The sequence below is a fragment of the Emticicia sp. SJ17W-69 genome (assembly GCF_051209875.1).
Lineage (GTDB): Bacteria > Bacteroidota > Bacteroidia > Cytophagales > Spirosomataceae > Emticicia.
The window spans coordinates 3175667-3196718 of sequence record NZ_JBNTQY010000001.1; the positions used below are offsets into that span (position 1 = coordinate 3175667).

The 21052-nt window shown below is 32.4% G+C and carries 17 protein-coding genes; 4 read left to right on the forward strand and 13 right to left on the reverse strand.

Annotation, left to right across the window (positions count from 1 at the left end; genetic code table 11):
• Positions 1-39: 39 nt before the first annotated feature.
• The 3 genes from ACQUQZ_RS12915 to ACQUQZ_RS12925 form a co-directional block, all read right to left on the reverse strand.
• Positions 40-1044 (reverse strand): hypothetical protein, encoded by a 1005-nt coding sequence (locus tag ACQUQZ_RS12915; protein WP_435355408.1) that lies wholly within the window; start codon positions 1042-1044, stop codon positions 40-42.
• Between the two features lie 364 nt (positions 1045-1408).
• Positions 1409-2872: an MBOAT family O-acyltransferase gene (locus ACQUQZ_RS12920; protein ID WP_435355409.1), complete on the reverse strand. Its 1464-nt coding sequence runs from the start codon at positions 2870-2872 to the stop codon at positions 1409-1411.
• Positions 2873-2954: 82 nt separating this feature from the next.
• On the reverse strand, positions 2955-3989 hold the full coding sequence (locus ACQUQZ_RS12925) for a hypothetical protein (protein ID WP_435355410.1): 1035 nt from the start codon (positions 3987-3989) through the stop codon (positions 2955-2957).
• Between the two features lie 100 nt (positions 3990-4089).
• Here ACQUQZ_RS12925 and ACQUQZ_RS12930 point away from each other — a divergent pair, with 100 nt between their 5' ends.
• Together ACQUQZ_RS12930 and ACQUQZ_RS12935 are read left to right on the forward strand one after the other, a co-directional pair.
• On the forward strand, positions 4090-5310 hold the full coding sequence (locus ACQUQZ_RS12930; protein ID WP_435355411.1) for an ABC transporter permease: 1221 nt from the start codon (positions 4090-4092) through the stop codon (positions 5308-5310).
• A gap of 93 nt (positions 5311-5403) precedes the next feature.
• Positions 5404-6750 carry a DEAD/DEAH box helicase gene (locus ACQUQZ_RS12935; protein ID WP_435355412.1) on the forward strand — a complete coding sequence of 449 codons (1347 nt, stop codon included), beginning with the start codon at positions 5404-5406 and terminating at the stop codon, positions 6748-6750.
• A 140-nt stretch (positions 6751-6890) separates the two neighbouring features.
• Here ACQUQZ_RS12935 and ACQUQZ_RS12940 read toward each other — a convergent pair whose 3' ends face one another.
• From ACQUQZ_RS12940 to rbfA, 5 genes are all read right to left on the reverse strand, one after another.
• Positions 6891-8093, reverse strand: a complete 1203-nt coding sequence (locus ACQUQZ_RS12940; protein ID WP_435355413.1) for a nucleoside permease — start codon at positions 8091-8093, stop codon at positions 6891-6893.
• A 54-nt stretch (positions 8094-8147) separates the two neighbouring features.
• A complete protein-coding gene (locus ACQUQZ_RS12945; RefSeq protein ID WP_435355414.1) occupies positions 8148-10664 on the reverse strand; it encodes a M1 family aminopeptidase in 2517 nt (838 codons plus the stop codon).
• Between the two features lie 117 nt (positions 10665-10781).
• Positions 10782-11846, reverse strand: coding sequence for a hypothetical protein (locus ACQUQZ_RS12950; protein ID WP_435355415.1), 1065 nt, complete (start codon positions 11844-11846; stop codon positions 10782-10784).
• 144 nt (positions 11847-11990) lie between these two features.
• Positions 11991-13112 carry an ABC transporter permease gene (locus tag ACQUQZ_RS12955; RefSeq protein WP_435355416.1) on the reverse strand — a complete coding sequence of 374 codons (1122 nt, stop codon included), beginning with the start codon at positions 13110-13112 and terminating at the stop codon, positions 11991-11993.
• Positions 13113-13265: 153 nt separating this feature from the next.
• The gene (gene rbfA, locus ACQUQZ_RS12960) at positions 13266-13637 is read right to left on the reverse strand and encodes a 30S ribosome-binding factor RbfA (protein WP_435355417.1); all 372 of its coding nucleotides are present in this window, start codon (positions 13635-13637) and stop codon (positions 13266-13268) included.
• Positions 13638-13901: 264 nt separating this feature from the next.
• Between rbfA and ACQUQZ_RS12965 the strand changes: the two genes are divergently transcribed.
• Positions 13902-15260, forward strand: coding sequence for a hypothetical protein (locus tag ACQUQZ_RS12965; protein ID WP_435355418.1), 1359 nt, complete (start codon positions 13902-13904; stop codon positions 15258-15260).
• A 153-nt stretch (positions 15261-15413) separates the two neighbouring features.
• Here ACQUQZ_RS12965 and ACQUQZ_RS12970 read toward each other — a convergent pair whose 3' ends face one another.
• The 3 genes from ACQUQZ_RS12970 to ACQUQZ_RS12980 form a co-directional block, all read right to left on the reverse strand.
• Positions 15414-16595 (reverse strand): glycosyltransferase family 4 protein, encoded by a 1182-nt coding sequence (locus tag ACQUQZ_RS12970; RefSeq protein ID WP_435355419.1) that lies wholly within the window; start codon positions 16593-16595, stop codon positions 15414-15416.
• Between the two features lie 101 nt (positions 16596-16696).
• Complete coding sequence (locus tag ACQUQZ_RS12975; RefSeq protein ID WP_435355420.1) at positions 16697-17263, reverse strand: WcaF family extracellular polysaccharide biosynthesis acetyltransferase; 567 nt, start codon at positions 17261-17263, stop codon at positions 16697-16699.
• Between the two features lie 106 nt (positions 17264-17369).
• Positions 17370-18626, reverse strand: a complete 1257-nt coding sequence (locus ACQUQZ_RS12980) for an NAD(P)-binding domain-containing protein (protein ID WP_435355421.1) — start codon at positions 18624-18626, stop codon at positions 17370-17372.
• Between the two features lie 149 nt (positions 18627-18775).
• Between ACQUQZ_RS12980 and ACQUQZ_RS12985 the strand changes: the two genes are divergently transcribed.
• Positions 18776-19102, forward strand: coding sequence for a DMT family protein (locus tag ACQUQZ_RS12985; RefSeq protein ID WP_435355422.1), 327 nt, complete (start codon positions 18776-18778; stop codon positions 19100-19102).
• Positions 19103-19178: 76 nt separating this feature from the next.
• On the opposite strand, the gene ACQUQZ_RS12990 is transcribed toward ACQUQZ_RS12985, so the two are convergent.
• Complete coding sequence (locus ACQUQZ_RS12990) at positions 19179-20483, reverse strand: amidohydrolase family protein (protein WP_435355423.1); 1305 nt, start codon at positions 20481-20483, stop codon at positions 19179-19181.
• A 252-nt stretch (positions 20484-20735) separates the two neighbouring features.
• On the reverse strand, positions 20736-21014 hold the full coding sequence (locus tag ACQUQZ_RS12995; protein WP_435355424.1) for an HU family DNA-binding protein: 279 nt from the start codon (positions 21012-21014) through the stop codon (positions 20736-20738).
• Positions 21015-21052 lie beyond the last annotated feature (38 nt).

The window sequence follows — 21052 nt, forward strand, 5'->3', positions numbered from 1 at the left end:
GTAAATGGTGTGTTTGATTGCGATTTCTACCCATAATTTTTAATTATTTGCACAGGTTTCATGATTTTGTTTCTTTTCTAAGTGTTTTATTTTGGAAGATAATTGGTTGATCCTCTCTTCATGTTGAATGATGTAGAGTGTTAATTCTTCAATTTTTTGAAGGTGTTTTGCAGCAATTTCTCCTAAATTGATACCCTTATCAATCACCTCATTTGAAGTGGGCATGTCTGGTAAATGTTTGTATTTACTGATATAGCGTTTAAGATTCGGAATGCTTTTTAGTTGGTAATTTTTATCAAAAACGAAGTCTGCCCAGTTGACTGAAGTTTTGGGCGTTACAACAATCTGTTCAGTTAAAATTCCATCTTCAACGAATAACTTGTAGCCCAATGGTGCTGAAGAAATTCCTGTACCAATAATCACCCCTCCCTTGTTTGGATTAATAATATTATCTGTTCCTATTTTGGCAGTTGGCCACGAGGAAGGATTTGCAGTACCACTATTTCCATCAGTATTATTTGCAATACATGTCACTGAAAAATAACGAGCGATAATTGACCCCTGGGTTCCTAAAATATAAGCTTTTTCATTATTTTTCCATTGCATGGCACTTGCACCAAAGGGCGAGTTCTTTGTATAAATAAAAAGCCCATTTGATTCAACTTTTATTTGAAATACTTGATTATCAGGGTCATCGAAGCTACTTTTCAATAGTATTTTGTTGGTAAGTGCTTCTTTGCTTAAATATTTCCCGTCATAAGTTTTAATAGTGAAGAATGAGTTGTTGGGGACTGGAGCATTTTCAACTTTGAATGTGCTGGTCTTAATATCTGCTACTGTTGCACGACCATAAACATATTGTACGTCAGTATTTGGATTATAATCTAAGTAGCTATTATTAACCATAAATTGATAACAATTTCCGGAAACAATTTGCCCATAGGTTCGAATTAATAATAAGCAATAAAAAATCAAGGTAAAAATCCATGATTTAAATAAAATAGCCTTAGATAAAACTGCGTCAAAACTTAATTGAGTTTTCATGACCTTAAATGTTTAAGTGAAAAATAATCTTTATAACTTGTACAAAGATTAAATATTAACTTAAAAGCATGTTAAGGGTAAATGATAGCTTCTTTTAAATTTAGTGAATTTACTAGGTATAAAAGAAGCTTGAAGACTACTATAAAGGCAAGTATATTTTAGAAGAATTTATATGATAAATCCCCATATATAACTGATAATCAATTACTTAAGAAAAAAAATACATTCTTCAGTTGATTAAAGAAAAGTATTAAACATCATAACCTAAAAAAACGATTGAATAATATTCAAAGGAAGAAATAGTAAATCAAGGGACTCAAATCATCCCCTAATAGCAATTTTGTAGAAACAAGATTATTTGATTTTAAAACTGGAAATATATAAATTGTGCAGGTTTATCAAACACTCCCAAAAGAAAGAAAAGCATAATAAATACCACATAGATTCCCCAACGAAGGATTAGTGGTTGGCTGGCAATAATTCTTCTCATACTTTTATCTCGCTGAATATAGTGAATTATTTCCATCAAGATGATAAGAGCTATCGCAATACAAAACTCAAATAAAGTTTGATTAAGAAATACATTTTTTGATACATAATCAAACTTAAATAATTCAGCAATGGTAGGTAAATTGGTAAATAAATGGGTAATTAAATGCCAACATTGGCTCATTTCAAGGTAATTACCTCTAAAAAAGATCCAAGCAAAAGCAACTAATGCAAATGTAATCGAAGCTTGAATTGTCTTAAATAAAAAGGGGATTTTATTAATTCCAGTAATTTTATTGATATAATCTCTTGGTTTTTGAGTCAAAATCGCTCCTATTAAATAAATGCCATGCAAAGCTCCCCAAATAATAAAATTCCAATTTGCTCCATGCCAAAGGCCACTCATGGTAAAAACAAAAAACAAATTAAAATATCTTCGGTAAACATTTACTCGATTTCCACCCAAGGGAATGTATAAATAATCTCGAAACCATGTAGAAAGTGAAATATGCCATCTCCGCCAAAACTCTGAAATGCTTTTCGAAAAGTAAGGTCGATCGAAGTTTTTCATTAACTTAAAACCCATTACTTCAGCCGTTCCAAGAGCAATATCTGAATAACCAGAAAAATCACAAAAAATTTGAAAAGAAAAGAAAATTGTTGCTACTATAATTGGTAGTCCTTGGTGCTGGGTTGGGCTATCATAAACTTGATTGACAAAAATTGCCAAACGATCGGCAATCACTACTTTTTTAAAAAGTCCCCAACCAATCAGTTGCAATCCACTCACAACTCGTTGATAATCAAACACTTTTACTTCATAAAACTGTGGTAATACGTTTTGTGGTCTTTCGATTGGCCCAGCCACCAACTGCGGATAAAACATCACATAAAGGGCATATAAGCCAAAATGTCGTTCGGCTTTTTGATTACCACGATACACTTCAATCGTATAACTCATGGCTTGAAAAGTGTGAAAAGACAAACCTATGGGTAGTACAAAATCTAACAATTTATAATGAGCTATATTGGCTTGAGCTAAAGCAAAAATAGCAAAATTAGTATATTTAAAGAATGCCAAAACGCCAATATTAGCAACCAAACTCATAATCAAATACCATTTTCTCTGCCTACCTTCTGACTTTTCAATCAGTAATCCTGCATAATAATCAACAACAATAGTGAAGCCCAGAATTAGTAAATATTCAGGTCTAAAAGCCATATAAAAAACACAACTTGCTACCAATAACCACCACCAACGATGCTTGTGTTTCAAAACAAAGTAAACGAGTGTAACAATTGGAAAGAATATGACAAATTCTATTGAATTAAAAAGCATAGATTTTACTGAAAATTGGTTATTGGACAAAAAAAATATAAACAACTGATCATCAATTATTTATCTATCCAAATGAATCAAGTTATAATTTTTTTAGAAATCTTATGAGATTTTGAGTGCGAACATCTCGACCTTTTACATTTAAATGATAAGTCATATCTTGACATAAGCTATCTGGATAAACAAAATCTTCAGGTTTACCCAAAATTGGAAAATGAGCTTTATTTTCCAATTCTCCTTGCAATTTATTAATAATTTCCTTGTCAAATTGATAGGATGAAGCTGCATACGATGGATATACATAACATACCTTCACCCCCATTTTTTGCATTTTTTCATAGAAATCATTCATATCGGCAATCGGTTTCTTGAAACTTACCTTATCATTAATGATTGCTCGTGGAATAGGATTGATGATAGGATTGTTAAAGTGACTTATCAAATCACCATATTGATTGATTGCTTTTCTAAAGAAAATATTGTCGATATCATCAATACTTGCTTCGTTAGATTTATGTTTAAATAGTCTTTCAAGTGTAAGTCTAAATGATGAAACCCTCACTTGGGCATTTTCGCCAATATATTTGATTAATGTATTTACGGCAGACACCACACTTATTGCTTGTGGGAAAGTTTCTAAAAAAAGGCTATTTTCTTTCAATTTTTCATCATCTATTCTATATGAAAACCATTCTTTTGCTTTAGGAAAAAAATTAGCCATTAAGATTTTTTCCTTAAAATTTCCTTCACTCGAAATGATATATTCAAAGCCCATAATTACAGTGTCACCCTTGTGCAATTCGGGTGCAATTTGTTGAAGCATAAAGTCAGTGCCATAATCGTAGTGCATTGACATATTTACAACTGGATGCTGCAAGGAATCTTCAATCATTTTACTATTGATTCCATAAGCAAAATTTGACCCAGCAATCATAACAATTTTTGGTGATTTCAAGCTTTGAAGACGAGCATATTTATCAATAATTGCAGCGGTATAAGAGTTTTCAAGGTCATATTTTTGATAAGGATTGAAGTCGTATAGCACCTCAATGATACCCCAAGTCAAAAGAAATAATAAGGAGATTTTGAAGAGAAATCGTTTTATTTTTATATTCATATTATCTGAGTCTGACCAGTATTTTTCTATAATTTAGCTTATGTGAATCTAAAAAATGATAGTTTTGTAAAAACAATTAGCTTTCAATATCAATCAGCAAATGAATTTACCTCGTTTTATAGCTCAACGGATTCAAAACACTAAATCTACTTCTTTTACTTCCACTGTTACTAAAATCGGGGTGGCAAGTATCGCTATAGGTTTGGCAATCATGATTTTGTCGTTTAGTATTTTAATTGGCTTCAAACGTACTATTAAGGAAAAACTTTTTAGCCTTAGTTCGCACATTCAAGTCAGCAAAATTACATTGAATCAGTCGTTTGAGGAAACTCCAATGCCAATAAATACAAAATTTTATCAAAATTACAGAAAAAACTCACAAATCAGGCATGTGCAGGCTGTTGCCAATAAAGCTGGTATGCTAAAATCGACCGAAGAATTGGCTGGAATTGTCATCAAAGGCGTAGGAAGAGACTATGATTGGCAAAATTTCTCAGAAAATTTAGTTGAAGGAAGAAGGATAAATTTTCAGGATTCTACATATTCAAGTGAAATAATTATCAGTCGAAAAATTGCAACGCAACTTAAAATCAAGCTTTCGGATGAAGTTTTAGTTTATTTTATACAAAATCCACCTCGCATTAGAAAGGTAAAAGTAGTAGGTATTTATGATACTGGATTAGAAGAATTTGACAAAAATTTTATTTTAGGAGATTTATCATTAATTCAGAAAATGAATGAATGGGATAATCAAACAGCTGGACATTATGAGATATTTCTAAATGATTTTGATGAATTAAACTCCACTGCTAAACAAGTTTTTGATGAAATCGATCAAGATATGCAAGTTTTGAAAGTAACTGAAATGTTCCCTGCCATTTTCGATTGGCTCAACCTCATGGATAGAAATATCATTGTTATTTTAGCTTTAATTTTGGTTGTGGCAAGTTTCAATATGATTTCGGTCTTACTGGTGATGATGATGGAACGAACGCCGATGATAGGCTTACTAAAAGCTTTAGGCTCAGACGATGCTAAAATTCGTAAGATATTTATATTCAATGGTTTAACAATTATTTTAAAAGGAATTTTTATAGGAAACATGATTGGACTTGGGCTTTGTGGCATCCAATTCTTTTACCGTGTGATCCCATTGGAAGCTGAAAGTTATTATATGAATTATGTACCGATTGATTTTAATTGGGGCATCATTTTATTGATAAACTTCATTACAATATTATTGGTATTGGCTGTAATCACTATCCCAACTTTTGTGGTTTCCAGAATGAAAGTTGTTGAAGCATTAAAATTTAGAGAGTAATTCTAATTACCAGAAATCAACAATAAATGATTGAATCAAAAGTCGATTGGTAAAAAAAGCGTACCTTTGCTGTTTATTTTAATATACAGGGATATGACTTTTGATGAATTAAACCTCAATAAATCACTCTTAAATGCCTTGAATGACTTGGGTTATACAAACCCAACGACAATTCAGCAAAAGGTGTTTTCAGTAGTGATGTCGGGCAAAGATGTGTGTGGAATTGCCCAAACAGGTACTGGAAAAACTTACGCTTATTTACTTCCTGCTTTACGACAATATGAATTTCCTAAAGATAAGCGAAATGCAGTTCGTTTGCCCCAAATTTTAATCATTGTTCCTACTCGTGAATTAGTTGTTCAGGTCGTAGAATCAGTCAAAAAGTTAAGCACATACATGACACTTTCGGTTGTTGGTGTTTATGGTGGAGTCAATATGAAACCTCAAATTGCTGAACTTGCCCAAGGTGTTGATGTTTTGGTAGCAACACCAGGTCGTTTAGTAGATTTGATGACTAATGGCGTAATTAAGACAAAAAATATCAAAAAATTGATCATTGATGAAGTCGATGAGATGCTCAATCTTGGTTTTCGAGCTCAATTAAAAGTAGTTTTGGATTTACTTCCCCTTAAAAGACAAAACTTAATGTTCTCAGCAACATTGACCGAAGATGTTGAATTATTGATTGATACTTATTTTAATAATCCTGTCAGAATTGAAGCTGCTCCGGCGGGAAGCCCACTCGAAAATATTGCACAAACTGCATATATTTTACCTAATTTTTACACAAAAATTAATTTTTTAGAACTTTTATTCATTCAAAATCCTGAGATGAATAAAGTTTTGGTATTTACTGCAACCAAGAAATTGGCAGATGATTTGTTTCAACAATTAGACAAGAAATTTCCGAATGAAATTGGTGTAATTCACTCCAATAAAGCTCAAAATAATAGATTTAATACGGTAAAAGAATTTCAAAGTGGAGAAATTCGTATTTTGATAGCAACTGATATTATTGCAAGAGGGTTGGATGTAGCAGAGGTTTCTCATGTTATCAATTTTGATATGCCAGAAGTGCCAGAAAATTACATTCACCGCATTGGTCGTACAGGCAGGGTTGATAAAAAAGGCATTGCGATTACTTTTATTACAAAGAAAGACGAAGAGCAAAAGGCAAATATCGAGAATTTAATGAATTATAAAATTCCGATGAAAAAATTACCCAAAAACCTTGAGATTTCAGACGAACTTACGGAAGATGAAAAGCCAAAGGTAGTAATGAAAGACATTGTCGTAAAAATTCCTAAAAAGGAAACTTTTGGACCTGCTTTCCATGAAAAATCTGAGAAAAACAAAAAGGTTAATGTAAGAAGAAACCACGATGCCGAAATGAAGAAAAAATATGGCAAATCGTATAGAAAAAGTGTAGATAGGTCATGATAATGATCAATTATAAATTGTTAATTATCAATTATTTATTCTATAACTATATTCTTGATAAGAAATTGATAATCAATTACTTACAAAATTTTTATAGCACAAATTGATAATTAACAATTTATAATTAATCATGATAATTTTTAAGCTTTGACTCTTGTATTATCTTTAAAAACCAAGATAAATATCAACAATACAACTCCCGAAATTGCCGCTGGAACCATCCAAACAGAAGTCCAATCATGAGTTGAAACCTCCCCTATTTTGGTTGTATATTTGTCTAAGACTTTTCCTGATAAAACCGATCCAATACCCATTCCGACCCCATAAGTGGCGAAAGTGATAAGACCTTGTGCTGAGTTTTTGATTTTTTCGCCTGCTTTATTATCTGTATAAATTTGTCCAGTAACAAAGAAGAAATCATAACATACACCATGAAGAACAATGGCAAGATATAGCATCCATTCTGACGAAATACCATCACCATACCCAAAACATACAAAACGCACAATCCACGCAATAAGCCCAACAATAAGCATCTTTTTAATACCAAATTTACTCAAAGCAAAAGGAATCAAAAGCATAAAAACTACCTCAGAAACTTGCCCAAGCGACATCTTATTTTCAACATTGCTCATGTGCGATTCAGTTAATGATAAATTTGCATGAGCGTAATAAAAGGATAAAGGAATACAAACCAAGATCGAACAAATAAAGAAAACTAAAAACGATTTGTCTTTAAATAATACAAAGGCATCAGTCCCTAAAATCTGACCAAAAGAAGTAGATTGCGTTGCTTTTGGTGGAGTATCAGGCAATGTGAATGCAAAAACAGCCCAAGCAATTGAAGTAAACATTGCTATCTGAAAAATTGTAACCTTATCACCCACTTCATAAAAACCGACAATATTGGTAATCACAATCCAAGCCACTGTTCCTACCACACGAATCGTCGGGAACTCCTTTTCAGGATTTTTCATTTGATTCATTGCAATTGAGCTTGACAATGCTAAATTTGGAGCAAAAGTGAGCGTATATGCCAAAATATACCAGAAAAAAGTATCTGGGTCTTGGTTTTGAATCAAAAAATAAAGAATGATAGCTCCTAAAATATTCAAAACACCCATTACTTTTTGAGCTGAAAAAAAGCGATCGGCAACCATTCCCATAAAAAATGGAGCTACAATTGAAGCGATTGAAAATGTTGCATAGGCATTCCCGATTTGATCACCTGTGGCGTGAAGTGTGGTAAAAAGATACTTTCCCATTTGTCCGTACCATGCTCCCCAAGTGGAAAACATCAGAAACATCATGGTCATTAATTTGATTCTAACAGTAGTGTTCATTTTAGATTAGGGTTTTAATTGATGGTGTTTTTTGTTATTTTTTCAAATTTTATCTTACAAATCTTTAAACTGCTTATATATTTTCTGCAAACGTACATCTCTTTCAGCAGCAATAATATCTTTAATTATCTTTTTCACCCCTACATTTTCATCAATCAAAGTTAAAGTTTGAATTCCTGCAAATCGTACATACCATTGTGAGTCTTTGGTAGCAATCTTTGTTAATAAAGGCAAACTTCTCACTTGAATATCAGGTTTTGATTTCACCAAATATGTTCCAAATATACCCAAAACTTGATAAAGTTCACTTCCTTTCATATTTTTTAAATGGTTTTCAAACCATTCATATCTTGATGGAGAAGCTTCATCGGCAAAATAATTGGCGACGGCGGCAAAAATATTAGGATTAGTTGAAGTATCAAACTTTAAGGCTAATTCAACTGCATCAGGTGGGCGGCTCGCCAAAATCGCTTCAATAGCTGCTGCTTGTACGGTATATGACGAATCTTTCAATGCTTCACGAAAAAGTTTATCATTTTGTGAGTTTTGAAAACCTTTGACAGCCAAAATCGCATCTGCTCTCACATACGAACGTGCATCATTTTGAATACAATATTGGAGAGCGTGTTCTACTTCTAAGAAATCATCTCCATCGTAATCAAAAAACTTCTGAACGGCAAACTGACGAACCCTCCAAAATTTATCTTTTGTGGCATCAATTAATAGTTTTCTAATGGCTTTATCAGAAGGAGGATTATAGAAAGTGGTGTCATCTTCGGGTATAAAGGTGAGCGTTTCTAAAACATTCAGTTTAGTTGCAATATGGTCAGCATTATAAAATTGTTCAATCAACTCCTCTTTTGATTTTTGATGTTCAATTTTTCCTACTAAAATATTTTCTGGGTCAAGAAGTACCATTTTTGGGGAAGATTTCGCTGCAAATTCAAATATTTGCTCAGCTTTATCAACTAAAATTTCATGTATAACTTTTTGATTATCGGCTAAAACGGCAACTTTTAATGGTAAACGATAAACAGGTGAATAGGTTGTATCTTGTATTTGCTTGATTCTTAATTTAATTATGCCATCTTCAAAAATATGGGATGCTTGTAAGATTGGATGTCCAGGTTTCATAAACCATTGATCAAAAAACCAGTGTAAATCTTCTCCTGTAACTTTTTCAAAGGCAATTCTCAATTCATCAATTTCTGTATTTCTGAAAGCATTTTTTTGCAAATATTGCTTCAGAGATTCAAAAAAAGCCTCCTCACCTACTTGCTTTCTCAGTAAATGTAGGATTCTTCCCCCTTTTGCATAAGAGTGAGAATCAAACATATCTTCCTTGTCTAAGTATCTGTAACGAATCAAAGGTTCTTGTTTTTCTTGTGATTCTGCAAAATATTGATTCAGAGCATTATATGCTACCAAATCACCTTCATCTTTGCCATATTTTTTGGTCATCCATAAATATTCTGCATAATCAGCAAAAGATTCATTAAGAGGTAGATTTGACCAAGATTCGCACGTAACCAAATCGCCAAACCAATGATGAAACAATTCATGAGCAATTACACCGTCATCATTATCATCAACTAATTGGTGCGAATCTTTTTGGATAAAATCACCATGAACAGTAGCGGTAGTATTTTCCATTGCTCCTGAAACATAATCTCTTACCGCAATTTGTGCATACTTATCCCACTGAAATTTTACACCAAGCATTTGCTCAAAATATCGAATCATTTCGGGTGTTCTTCCAAAAATATTCAGAGCATACTTTTCAAATTTAGGTTCAACATAATAGCTAACTTCAAAATCTTTAAAATTGGGATCAACAACTTTTTTAAATTCACCTACTGCAATCATTGTTAAATAAGGCGAAGCAGGCTTATCTTGTTTCCAATAATCTGTGCGTGTACCATCCGAATTTTGTTTTGAAGAAATCAGTTTGCCATTAGAAAGTGTGAGAAATGAAGCATTGCCGCCCAATTGGTTATCAATAGTGATAAAAATTTCCTGTGTCATTTTCTGATTTGGTGAATCAATGGTAGGAAACCAACATGAATTTGCTTCGGTTTCTCCTTGTGTCCAAATCTGTCTTGGTTTGTCAGTTTCTTCTCCTAATGGATTAATAAAATACAGTCCTTTATCAGCAGTGATGGCTTGGCTCCCTCCTAAAGGCAGCTCATTAGGCTTTGCAATATACTTGATTTGAACAGTCAGTGTGTCTTTTCTTGTATAAGTTTTACCTAAATTAATTTTTAAAATAAGATCATCATAATCATATTTTACGGCCTTATTGTACATCGTAACTTCCTGAATATCAAAACCTTTGGCATCTAATTCAAGAAGATTTTGTTCATAAAAATGAGGCTTGAAAGTAATTGTTGCTATACCTTTGAGGGTTTGTTTCATCCAATTAGGCTTGATTTCAAGTTTGGTATGAATCAAATCATTCTTCTTGGTTCGCTCCGCATTATATTTGCCTTGAGCAGGAATAATTGGTGTTTTTTCTTGGCTATAGGCAGTCCAAGTAAAACATACAAAAAACAAAAAATGAGAAAACTTCATTAAAATAATGAGTGAAAGAGTAAATGAGCGAATGTCCGAATAATTCTATAGTGAAGGATTGCTTCAACTTAAAGTCAAATAGGCGACCCTCATCAGAACTTTTCACTCAAAACTCAATTAGTGGCTTAATTTTTTTTCTTTTTTAATGGGTTTACGAAAATCAGTAAAATAAATTTCTTTTTGTTTTCTTAAAATATATCCATCTTCAATCGCTTCAACCCAATATTCACGTTTAAACTTAAAGTCATCCAAGCTTGCATAACCACCTTTCAACGTTAGAGTTACAATATTTTTTTCAGCATTATATTCCCAAGAAGTTTCATCGGTATCAATATCTAAAAAATCTACCCCTGCACAAAACTTCACTTTTGGATCACTTTCATAATCATAAGCGATCTTCCCTTCCGAATCAAAACTCATAATCAAATTATTAATCGTCAATTTAGATTCATTATAGGTGGTTAGAAAAATATCATTCCTTTCAATTTTATTCTTCACTAACATCCATCGTTTTGATTTATCTAATAAATCTTTTGTTAGAGCTACATAATCTACAGCAATTACGGGAGTAAGTTTATTTTCAACCGGCTTGCTTTCCGCAAAGTTTTGAGTGTTAACTTCTAACTTTAGTTCGTTTTTAGCATTAGGTGATTCATCAATCTTCGGTAGAATGGCTAAATCTGCCTGTACATTAGGCCCTTTTTGAACAACGCTATCAATTTTCTCAATTACTTCAACGGTCTTATATTTCTCTCTTGTAATTTGTTTCTTTGTAGCAATTGCTACTTTTCTTTTAACTTGAGCAAATTTAGTCTTTTCTAACTTTGCTTTCAGTTTCAAATCATCATAAAATTCTTCACTTATTTGTCTCAAGATAAAAGCATCTTGGAGACGTTCAACCGCATAGTTTCGCTTAAACTTAAAATCTTCAAGACTTGAATAGCCCCCTTTTATAGTTAATATAATTTGATGATTGGCTGAATCTAATGCCCAAGAAGATTCATCTGTGAGAACATCTAAATATTGAATACGAGTATTAGATTTGAAAGCAAAATTGGTTTCATAATCATATTCAATTTTCCCTCCCGCTTGAAAGCTCAACACAAAAGTATTTGCTTTGAGTTTGTTATTTCTGTACGAAGTGAAAATTATCTCATTTTTATCAATTTTATTATTAATCAAAATCCAACGTTTCGAAGGATTTAATAATTCATGCAGCCATTGTTCGTTTTTTTGAGCATAAATTGGAGTAAATATAAAAAGTAAAATAGCAATTTTTAAGTATTTAATCATTTGGGCTGATAATAAGCTAAAACGTTAGTTTGTTTACGAAATTTTGGCTGCCCTTTGGGCTGGTAAATATGATGCAATAAGTGTAATAATAATAATTGCTATTGCTGTTAATACAAAATCCGACGGATTCATTTTCACTGGGTACGCATCTATAATTGCACTCTGCATACCCATTTTAACTATTCCATATTTTTCTTGCAAATAACAAATTAGTCCCCCAACAATCAATCCAACAATTGCTCCTACAAAAGAAATAATCGCCCCCTCTTTAAAAAATATTTTCTTGATTAATGCCTCATCAGCACCCATTGCAGAAAGTGTTTTTAAGTCATCTTTTTTGTCGATAACAAGCATTGTTAAAGAAAAGAAAATATTAAATGATGCAATGCCAATAATGAATATTAGAGCTACAAAGATGAAAAGCTTCTCCCATTTTATCGCCCTAAATAATGTTGCATTCTGCTCATCTTGGTTTTGAATCAAATAATTGCTTCCCAAAATACTTGCGATTTCATCTTGTACATTTCTAAGATTTGCCTCTGGTTTTAATTGCACCTCTAAAGAAGTTCGTTTGTTTCCATATTCAGTTAACTGCTGAGCAAAAGAGAGTGGCACATAGACAAAATCATCATGAAATTGTTCTAATGAATAAACCCCTGAAACATTGATAATCAATGAATTAATATTATCTTGAGGGTTAAGCGAAATCGTTTTGTTATTTCTTGGATACCATATTTCGAGTGGTTCGATAATGTTTTGCAATGAAATATTCAAAGCCATGTATACGTTTCCTCCAATAAAAGCATAGTTTATACTATCTTTAGAAAGCACAAAATTCCCCTCCACCAAAGATTCTTTTAAACGACTGTGCTTTTGGAATGTGTCATCAACACCTTTAAGATTAACAACCATTTGCGAATTATTATATTTCACAAGAGCATTATCTTGAATGACTTCTGTCACATAAGCAACACCAGACAATTCCTTTATTTTCAGCAACTTATCTTTTTCTAAAACAAAACTTTTCCCACTCGCTGCTGAAATTTTAATATCTGGGTCAAAAGACTTAAAGATTTGTCTATTTAAATCTTCTAACCCATTAAAAACTGACAAGACAATTACCAAAGCCATTGTACCAACACCAATACCCAACATAGAAATAATGGATATAAAATTGATAAAGCTTTTCTTCTTTTTAGAAAAAAAATACCGCTTAGCTATTAATAATGATAGGTTCAAAAAGTTTTTTTGGTTTAATAGAGTCCTTCAATTACCTTGTTTGCCAACATTTGTCATAAATCACATAACTTAATCTTCATCAACGGGAGCAGGAGGAATAAGAATATTTGCAAATAAAGCATCAATCTTCTGAGCATATTCGGCAGTATCATCAATATAAAATTGCAATTGAGGGATAATTCTAAACTGATGTCTTACTCTTTCAGCCAAATGATTACGAATTACCTTCGTATTTTCCCTTATGATTTGTAAAAGTCCTTCTTTGTCTTTTGCAAGCAAAAAACTCATATAAACTCTTGCTATCGCCAAATCAGGCGTTGTTTTCACATCAGTTATTGTTACAAATGCACCATCAAATGCAGTTCTCATTTCACGTTGAAAAATCTCTCCCAAGTCTTTCTGAATTTGTTTTGCTACCTGTCTTTGTCGTTTCGTTTCCATCTTAAACTAATTTTTGAATGTTGGAATGATTGAATGATTGAATTTGAAATAAACCCAATATTTAAAAACAGATGATCTATTCAATCATTCTATCATTCACTCAATCATCATTATTTTCACAAATATCCGCATTTTTTTGGGTTAAATAAAGTAAAGTTTCTTACATCAAATACTTTTTTCATAACTTTGCAATGAATACTAAATTTTACTGCCTTGTTAACATTTTTTAGATTAAATTCTCTGTTTCATATTTTTTCGCTGCTTTTGCTTGTTTTGCTTGTAAAGCTACCTTTTTTTGGTGACAAACTTCCAATTCTTTTACCAGAGTTAGAATGGATGATTGTAGGCGAAAAGATACATAATGGTAGTTTTTTATATAAAGAACTCTGGACAAATGTTGGCCCTTTATCTGCATTTGTCTATTGGGTTATTGATGTTTCATTTGGTAGAACACAATCAGCTTATGAGTTTATTGCAATATTAATTACCTATTTTCAGGCATTATACTTTACATTTGTTTGTAATACACGCCAAACATTTCTCGAAAAAAATTACACTCCAGGCTTAATATATATATTAATGATGAGCCTTTCGTTCGACATGACGAAGCTTTCACCTGTTTTACTTTCTACTACATTCCTACTTTTTGCATTCAATAAATTAATTAAACAAATGGAACGCCGTGAAGGCGTTTCTGATGAAGTATTTGAAGTAGGACTCTATATTGGTATCGCTGTTTTATTTCATCAACCTTCAATGATTTTTATTTTTTGGGGAATCGCCTCATTAATATTTTTCACAAATGCCAACCTTAGACAACATTTCCTTGCTATTCTTGGCTTTACTTTACCGCTTTTTCTCGCTGCTTTGTATTTCTATTTCTATGATAGTCTTGATGAATTCAAATATAACTGGTTTAGTGGTATTTTCAGGATAAAACAATACAGCTTAGAAGATTTTAAAAGTGCATTAATAGCCATTTCAATTCCATCTGCACTCTCATTCTTTGGTTTTTTAAGTCTTACTCGTGTAAGTCGTTACAACAGTTATCAACAACGTACACAACAAATTATGTTGATTTGGATATTTGCGGCTATGTTGGCTCTATTTTTATCGCCCAATGTATCACCTATGCAATTTATTATTTTTGTTCCGTGTTTTGCCTTTTTTATTACTGGTTTCTTCCTTCATGTTCGTGGAACTTTCTTGCCAGAAACACTCTTTATGACGCTTTTTGTTTTTATATTATTTGCTCAATATCAAGGAGTTACCCCATTAATTGGCAATGGTTTCAATCAACTTGCCGATATGAGAATTAAGCCCAAAGACTTGCCGCGTTTCATGAAAGGGCAAAAAATGTTGGTGATTGGAGAGAGAATTGATGAATACAAAGAAGGGCAATCGGCTACTTGCTATCTCAACTGGGATTTATCAAAAATAGATTTGGAGAATCCCGATAATTATGAAAGTATCATAAATATCTTTGATAATTTTAAGAAAGACCCTCCAACAATCATTATTGATAAGCAGAATGTGATTCCAAAAATATTTCAAAGGATTCCAGCTTTAGCTGCTGATTATAGAGCAACCAAGTTTAAAGGTATCTATCAACGAAAATTTTAAGGTTTTTTTAAGTTCAAATAAGTATTGAGCTTTATTTAGCAATAACTATTTTACATTCACATCAGTATTTCTTGTAAAACTGTTTTTGGTATCGATAAAAAAAGGTTCTCTTTGTATCAAAAGAGAACCTTTTTTATTATTAAATCTTGCAAATTAATTTGCACTAATACTTTCAGTAAGTCTGATCTTTTCAGCTTTAGGGTTTGGATTAGCTGGTTTATCACCAACGTTTAATTCATCTTTCTTCAATTGAAGCCTTCTTACCTCAAGTAAACTACCTACCAAGAAATAGCAAATCAATAAGAATATGATAAAGAAACATAGCTCAGTATTCGTAAAATAACTTCTTGCCATGTAGGTAAGGGCGGTAAGAGCGATTGTTACAAAATATAGAGAAAATGAAGCCTGAAGATGCGATAAATTATTGTCAATCAGCAAATGGTGCATGTGAAGACGATCAGCTTTAAAAGGAGATTTTCCACGCAAAATTCGAATGGCAAATACTCGAATGGTGTCAAAAATAGGGATAATTAAGATAACAATGGCAATCACAGGAGCACTTACAAAAGAAATATCTGATTCCCAAGCGTGCATTACATTGAAGTGTATAAATTTAACCGCCAAAACTGTAATAATATAACCAATAATCAATGAACCTGTATCGCCCATAAAAATCTTGTTGGTATGGGAAAAATTAAATCGCAAAAAGCCAACCAATGAGCCCGCCAGACACAAAGCTAAACAAGCCAAAGAATAATGGTGATTAACAAGAAACCAAAGCCCAAATCCTGTGCTAGCAATCATCGCAATTCCACCTGCTAAACCATCAATACCATCAATCAGGTTAAAGGCATTAATCATTGCCACAAAAAAGAAAATTGTCAAAAGAATACTAATGATATACGGGATGTGGCTAATACCAAAAATTCCAAATAAATCTGAAATTCTTAAATCACTACCAACAACAACAATTGCTGAAGCCATGATTTGTACAATGATTTTTTTGGTAGGAGAAAGTGCGTATAAATCATCCTTTACACCCAAAAAGAACAGAATAACCGTTCCTGCAAAAACTTTATGAATTAAAATACCTTCATCGCCAAAATTCCAAATCATATACCCAATGAGTATGCCTGCAAAGATAGCAACGCCACCAAAAGTTGGTGTAGGTGTCTTATGAGAGCTTCGTTTAACAGGGTTATCCATCAACCCTCGAAGTCCACTAATATTAATGATTACGGGAATTGAACGCAAATTGATAACCATTGCAACAATTGCCGAAATCAGGATTTGAATATTTTTGTCTGGTATAAGTGATTCAAATGTAGAGAACATCAGAAAGAATATTTATCGAATTTTGGGCTAACAATTATTTACAAAATAAATACTTTTTCAAACAAAAAAAGTATAAATACGGAATATTTTTATTGATTTATTTATCTAATGGCGATAATTCGCTCACGGATACGTTGTGCTGGATTACCCTGATAGATTGAATAAGACTCAAGATTCTTTGTAGCAACCGAATTGACAGTTAGAACAGCGTGTGAATAGCAAGTTACACCTCCACAAACTACAGCTTTTGCTCCAATCCAGGCACCTTCTTCAATAATGATTGGTTTCACAATTAAATCAAATGTATCTTTTCCAAAATCATGATTTCCTGTGAGTAGCATCGCACCTTGTGAAATACAAGCATTATCTCCAATTTTCACTTTATCTAAATTATCAATCCAAATACTTTCTCCAAGCCATACATTATTTCCAACTTCCAAATTCCATGGATACTTAATATTGATTCCGTGCTTCATCATTACATTACTACCAATTTTAGCACCAAATTTCCTTAAAATAAAAACTTTTATCGAAACGGGTATCAATAAGTATGATTTAATAAAAATACGATTTGCCAAAAACCAAAACACTGAAAGGAAGATCCCCCTAGTAAGGTTTGATTTTTTATACCAATCATTATTATATTTTGATAAATCTGTTTTAATCATTTAGACAACATTTATTTAAAAAAGTTACAAAATTTGTAATATGTTTTAACTCATTATTAATAAATATACTACTTTTTAATTTATAAGTAATTGATAATTAATGCTTTTATAAAGATTGAAGTTTAGCGATTAATTGACCACTTTTTTGTCGTCCTTCATCAAGTCGATCAGATAAATACGCTTTTGTTGCTTCAAAATGTTTTCGGTAGCTTTCTTTATCTCCCATTTCTACAATATTAGCCCATTCATGTACGGCTGTATGAAAAGCCAAATCTTCTCCTCGTATTGATTTATCAAATAGAGCGGCCGAAATGGTTTCTTCCAATAAATCTTCATTGAGAAATAGATACTCAGCCATTCCTACACGAAGTTTGAATGGAGGTGTTTGACAAATCAAGTTTTTATAAGGATTTGTTCCTAATTTATGCCAAGTATCAACCATTGCTAATAGACTAAGATGAGAATTGGGTTTATGTCCAAAATCTTGACTTAAACTAAATTCACTCATAATTTTGTCATCCAGCATTAATGTTTCTGATTTGTCTTTAAAAACAAGATCGCGTGCTGCATAAATTCTTTTTCTGAACTTTTTTTCGTTTTCTTCGATCATCAATTCAAAAAGTTCACTTTCTGCCTTTGCATAGCTTCTAACATCTTTTTTGGCATAAGGATTGAGCAAGGCAAGTCCCGAATAAACATGAAATTTATAGCTATAAATGCGTAAAGTCATCAAAAACTTTACATTATCGAGTCCATTTGGATGCAAAACATTTTCCCATGGATAAACTTTTCTGTGCATAAAGGCAGTCCCAATACTTTCAAATCCAACGTGTGTAACCGCCTGAATATCAGCCATCATGCGGTCATGTGCATGAAAATCTTCTAATTGATGAATATTTGAACCAATTTTAGTGAAAATTTTTATTGTCTCATCAAAAGCATCATTGTTTGCTCGATGGTTGATAAGCACAAGCGTTTGACCTATTGGATTGACAGCAGGGCCGTAGAGGGCATGACAAGTAACAATTTGGGTATCTTTCGGAAGATACTTTTCAAAAGCAATAATTTCGGGGGTTTTTACAGAAGTTTGCCCAGCTACAATCGCACCATATTTAGTAGATGGCCCACACTGGGCAACTACTTTTTCAATATTTTCGGCCTCAACTGAATATAGAATAAAATCACAAATACGTGAAACAGCTATGCCATCACTCAAGATTTGGATGCCAAAACTGTTTAATTCGTTTTCTAAAATTTCTCGATTTTGTGGCAAATCACAACCATATACCTCATAACCAGCATTTGCCCAAATTCGAGCAAACATTTTACCCATATCGCCTAAACCTATAATTCCTATTTTCATTAATTCAATAAGTCAATGTGAGCATGAGTGAATGTTTAATTTTTCAGCACATACATATTCTTTGTCTAATAATATTTAATTTTGGTCTTTAATAGTACAAATTAACAAAAATTCACTCATTCACTCATTCACTCATTCGAAATTATTTCATGCGTTCAATAGTATTACTTATCGTTTCCAATACATTCATGACCTTTGCATGGTATGGACATTTGAAACGTCCTGATTTGCCAATATGGAAAGCAATATTGATTAGTTGGGGAATTGCCTTTTTTGAATACCTTTTTATGGTTCCTGCCAATCGACTCGGCTATGGACAATTCAATGCCTTTCAGCTAAAAACAATTCAAGAAGCGATAACCTTGGTTGTTTTTGTAATTTTTGCTGTACTTTATCTGAAAGAGCCTTTAAAATGGAATTATTTAGTAGGATTTGGGCTCATATTTTTGGCTGTCTGGGTTGTTTTTAGGAAATAAAAATCTCCATTTTATAAAAAAGGATTACATAAATATTTATGTAATCCTTTTATTTTTTTAATAACATCTGGCAAGTCTATTTTTCTGAAATGCCATATTTCTCAACATATTTCTTGTTTAATCTTTTTTGTTTGTCGTCTAAGTCAATCTTTTTACCTCTTATAAAAGCATAAACAACTTTGTTAGTTTTCATATCAAGAATATCGCCTGTCGAGACCGCAATGGTAGCCATCTTTCCAACTTCGAGTGTACCTACTTGCTTATCAATATCCAAAATTTTTGCATTATTTAAAGTAATCATTTTTAAGGCATCTTCCTTCTCCATCCCAAATGCAGCAGCAGTTCCTGCCGCAAAAGGTAAATTTCTTGTACGCCAAAACTCTTCAGTATAAAACATTCCTGTAAGAATACCCGCTTTCATTAATTTTGCAGGAAGTTTATATGGATTCCAAACATCTTCGTCAACTGTACTTGGAAGACGATGCGTTGGAGCAACAATTACTGGAATACTATTTTCTTTCAAAAAATCAATAGCTAAATCAGCTTCTTCTCCACCAACAATTACAATATTTTTGATTTTATATTGTTGGGCAAGTCTCACCGACTCAATAATTTCTTTGCCCGATTCAGTTCTAATAAATAGTCGCTTAGAGCCATCAAAAAGCCCTCTTGTGGCTTCTAATTTTGCATTTTTAATAGTTGGAGTAGTCGTTTCAGCATAAGCGAGTGCATCTGCGAAAAACTTATGCAAATCGTTTTTTTGTTCGATATATTTATCGTTTTTCTTGATTACAAATTTAGACTCTTCAAAGCTAAATTGACGAGCAATAAGGGTTGGATAATTTAACCAAATGCCATCATCTTTTTTTAGGGCTGCATCCTCCCAATTCCAACCATCATATTCCATCACAGAAGAAGTACCCGAAATAATACCTCCTTCTGGAGTTGTTTGACCAATCAACACTCCATTTCCACGAATAGTAGGAATCACTTCAGAATCAGTATTGTGAGCAATCAAAGTTCGCACATTTGGATTGAAAGAGCCCGTTTCGGTTTGGTCAAGAGTTGATCGAACCGATGTAATTTCTATCAAACCTGCCCATGCTGCAGGAGCAATAATGCCTGGATAAACAGATTTACCACTTACATTGATGATTTCAGTATTTGATTTGTTGAAATTTGTTGAAGCATCTCCGACAGCAGTAATCATTCCTTTATCGAATACGATTGTACCATTTTGAATAATTTTTCCATCGCCAACATGAATAGTGGCACCCACTAATGCAATAGGCTTTGATTGAGGTGATGCGGGGGCAGGATTTTGTGAAAATCCTAAAAAGCTTATAAATAGTAAACTGAGAAGTGATAATTGTTTGTTCATGGGTAGGTTTTAGTTTGATGAACAAATTTTGCAAAAAATATATACATTTCCAAACATGCTTCTAAATATCATTGTTTTATATATTCAAAGCCAAACTCGAACTTATAGGTATTATTTGATTAACTATAAATAATCAACAAAAAAACACAAAAGAATAAATCCTCTTGTGTTTAATTTGAATTTCTCTACTTTTGGGTTTCTATTAGTGCTTTTGTTTATTTTTTAGGAATACGATTGTTATGTAACAATTTACTAAATTTTAGAAATTTCCTTTTTCAGCAATGGCGAAGGAAAAAAAGCAGGAATATAATGCTCTGATAATGAAATTGTCTTTTTTTCTTTAATTAATTGTACTTTTTTTGCAGAACGTTTTTTATGAAAAAAAGTACCAAAGCCTTTAAATGTAATCTTATTTCCCTGAACAATTTCATGCTTAATCACACCAAATAAAGATTCAGTAATTACACACACTTCAATTAGATCCAAATTAGTTTTATTGGAAATTGCTTGATTAAGCTCGGCTTTTGTCATACAGATATGGTTTTGATCGCAAATGTTGTTTTTGAGTC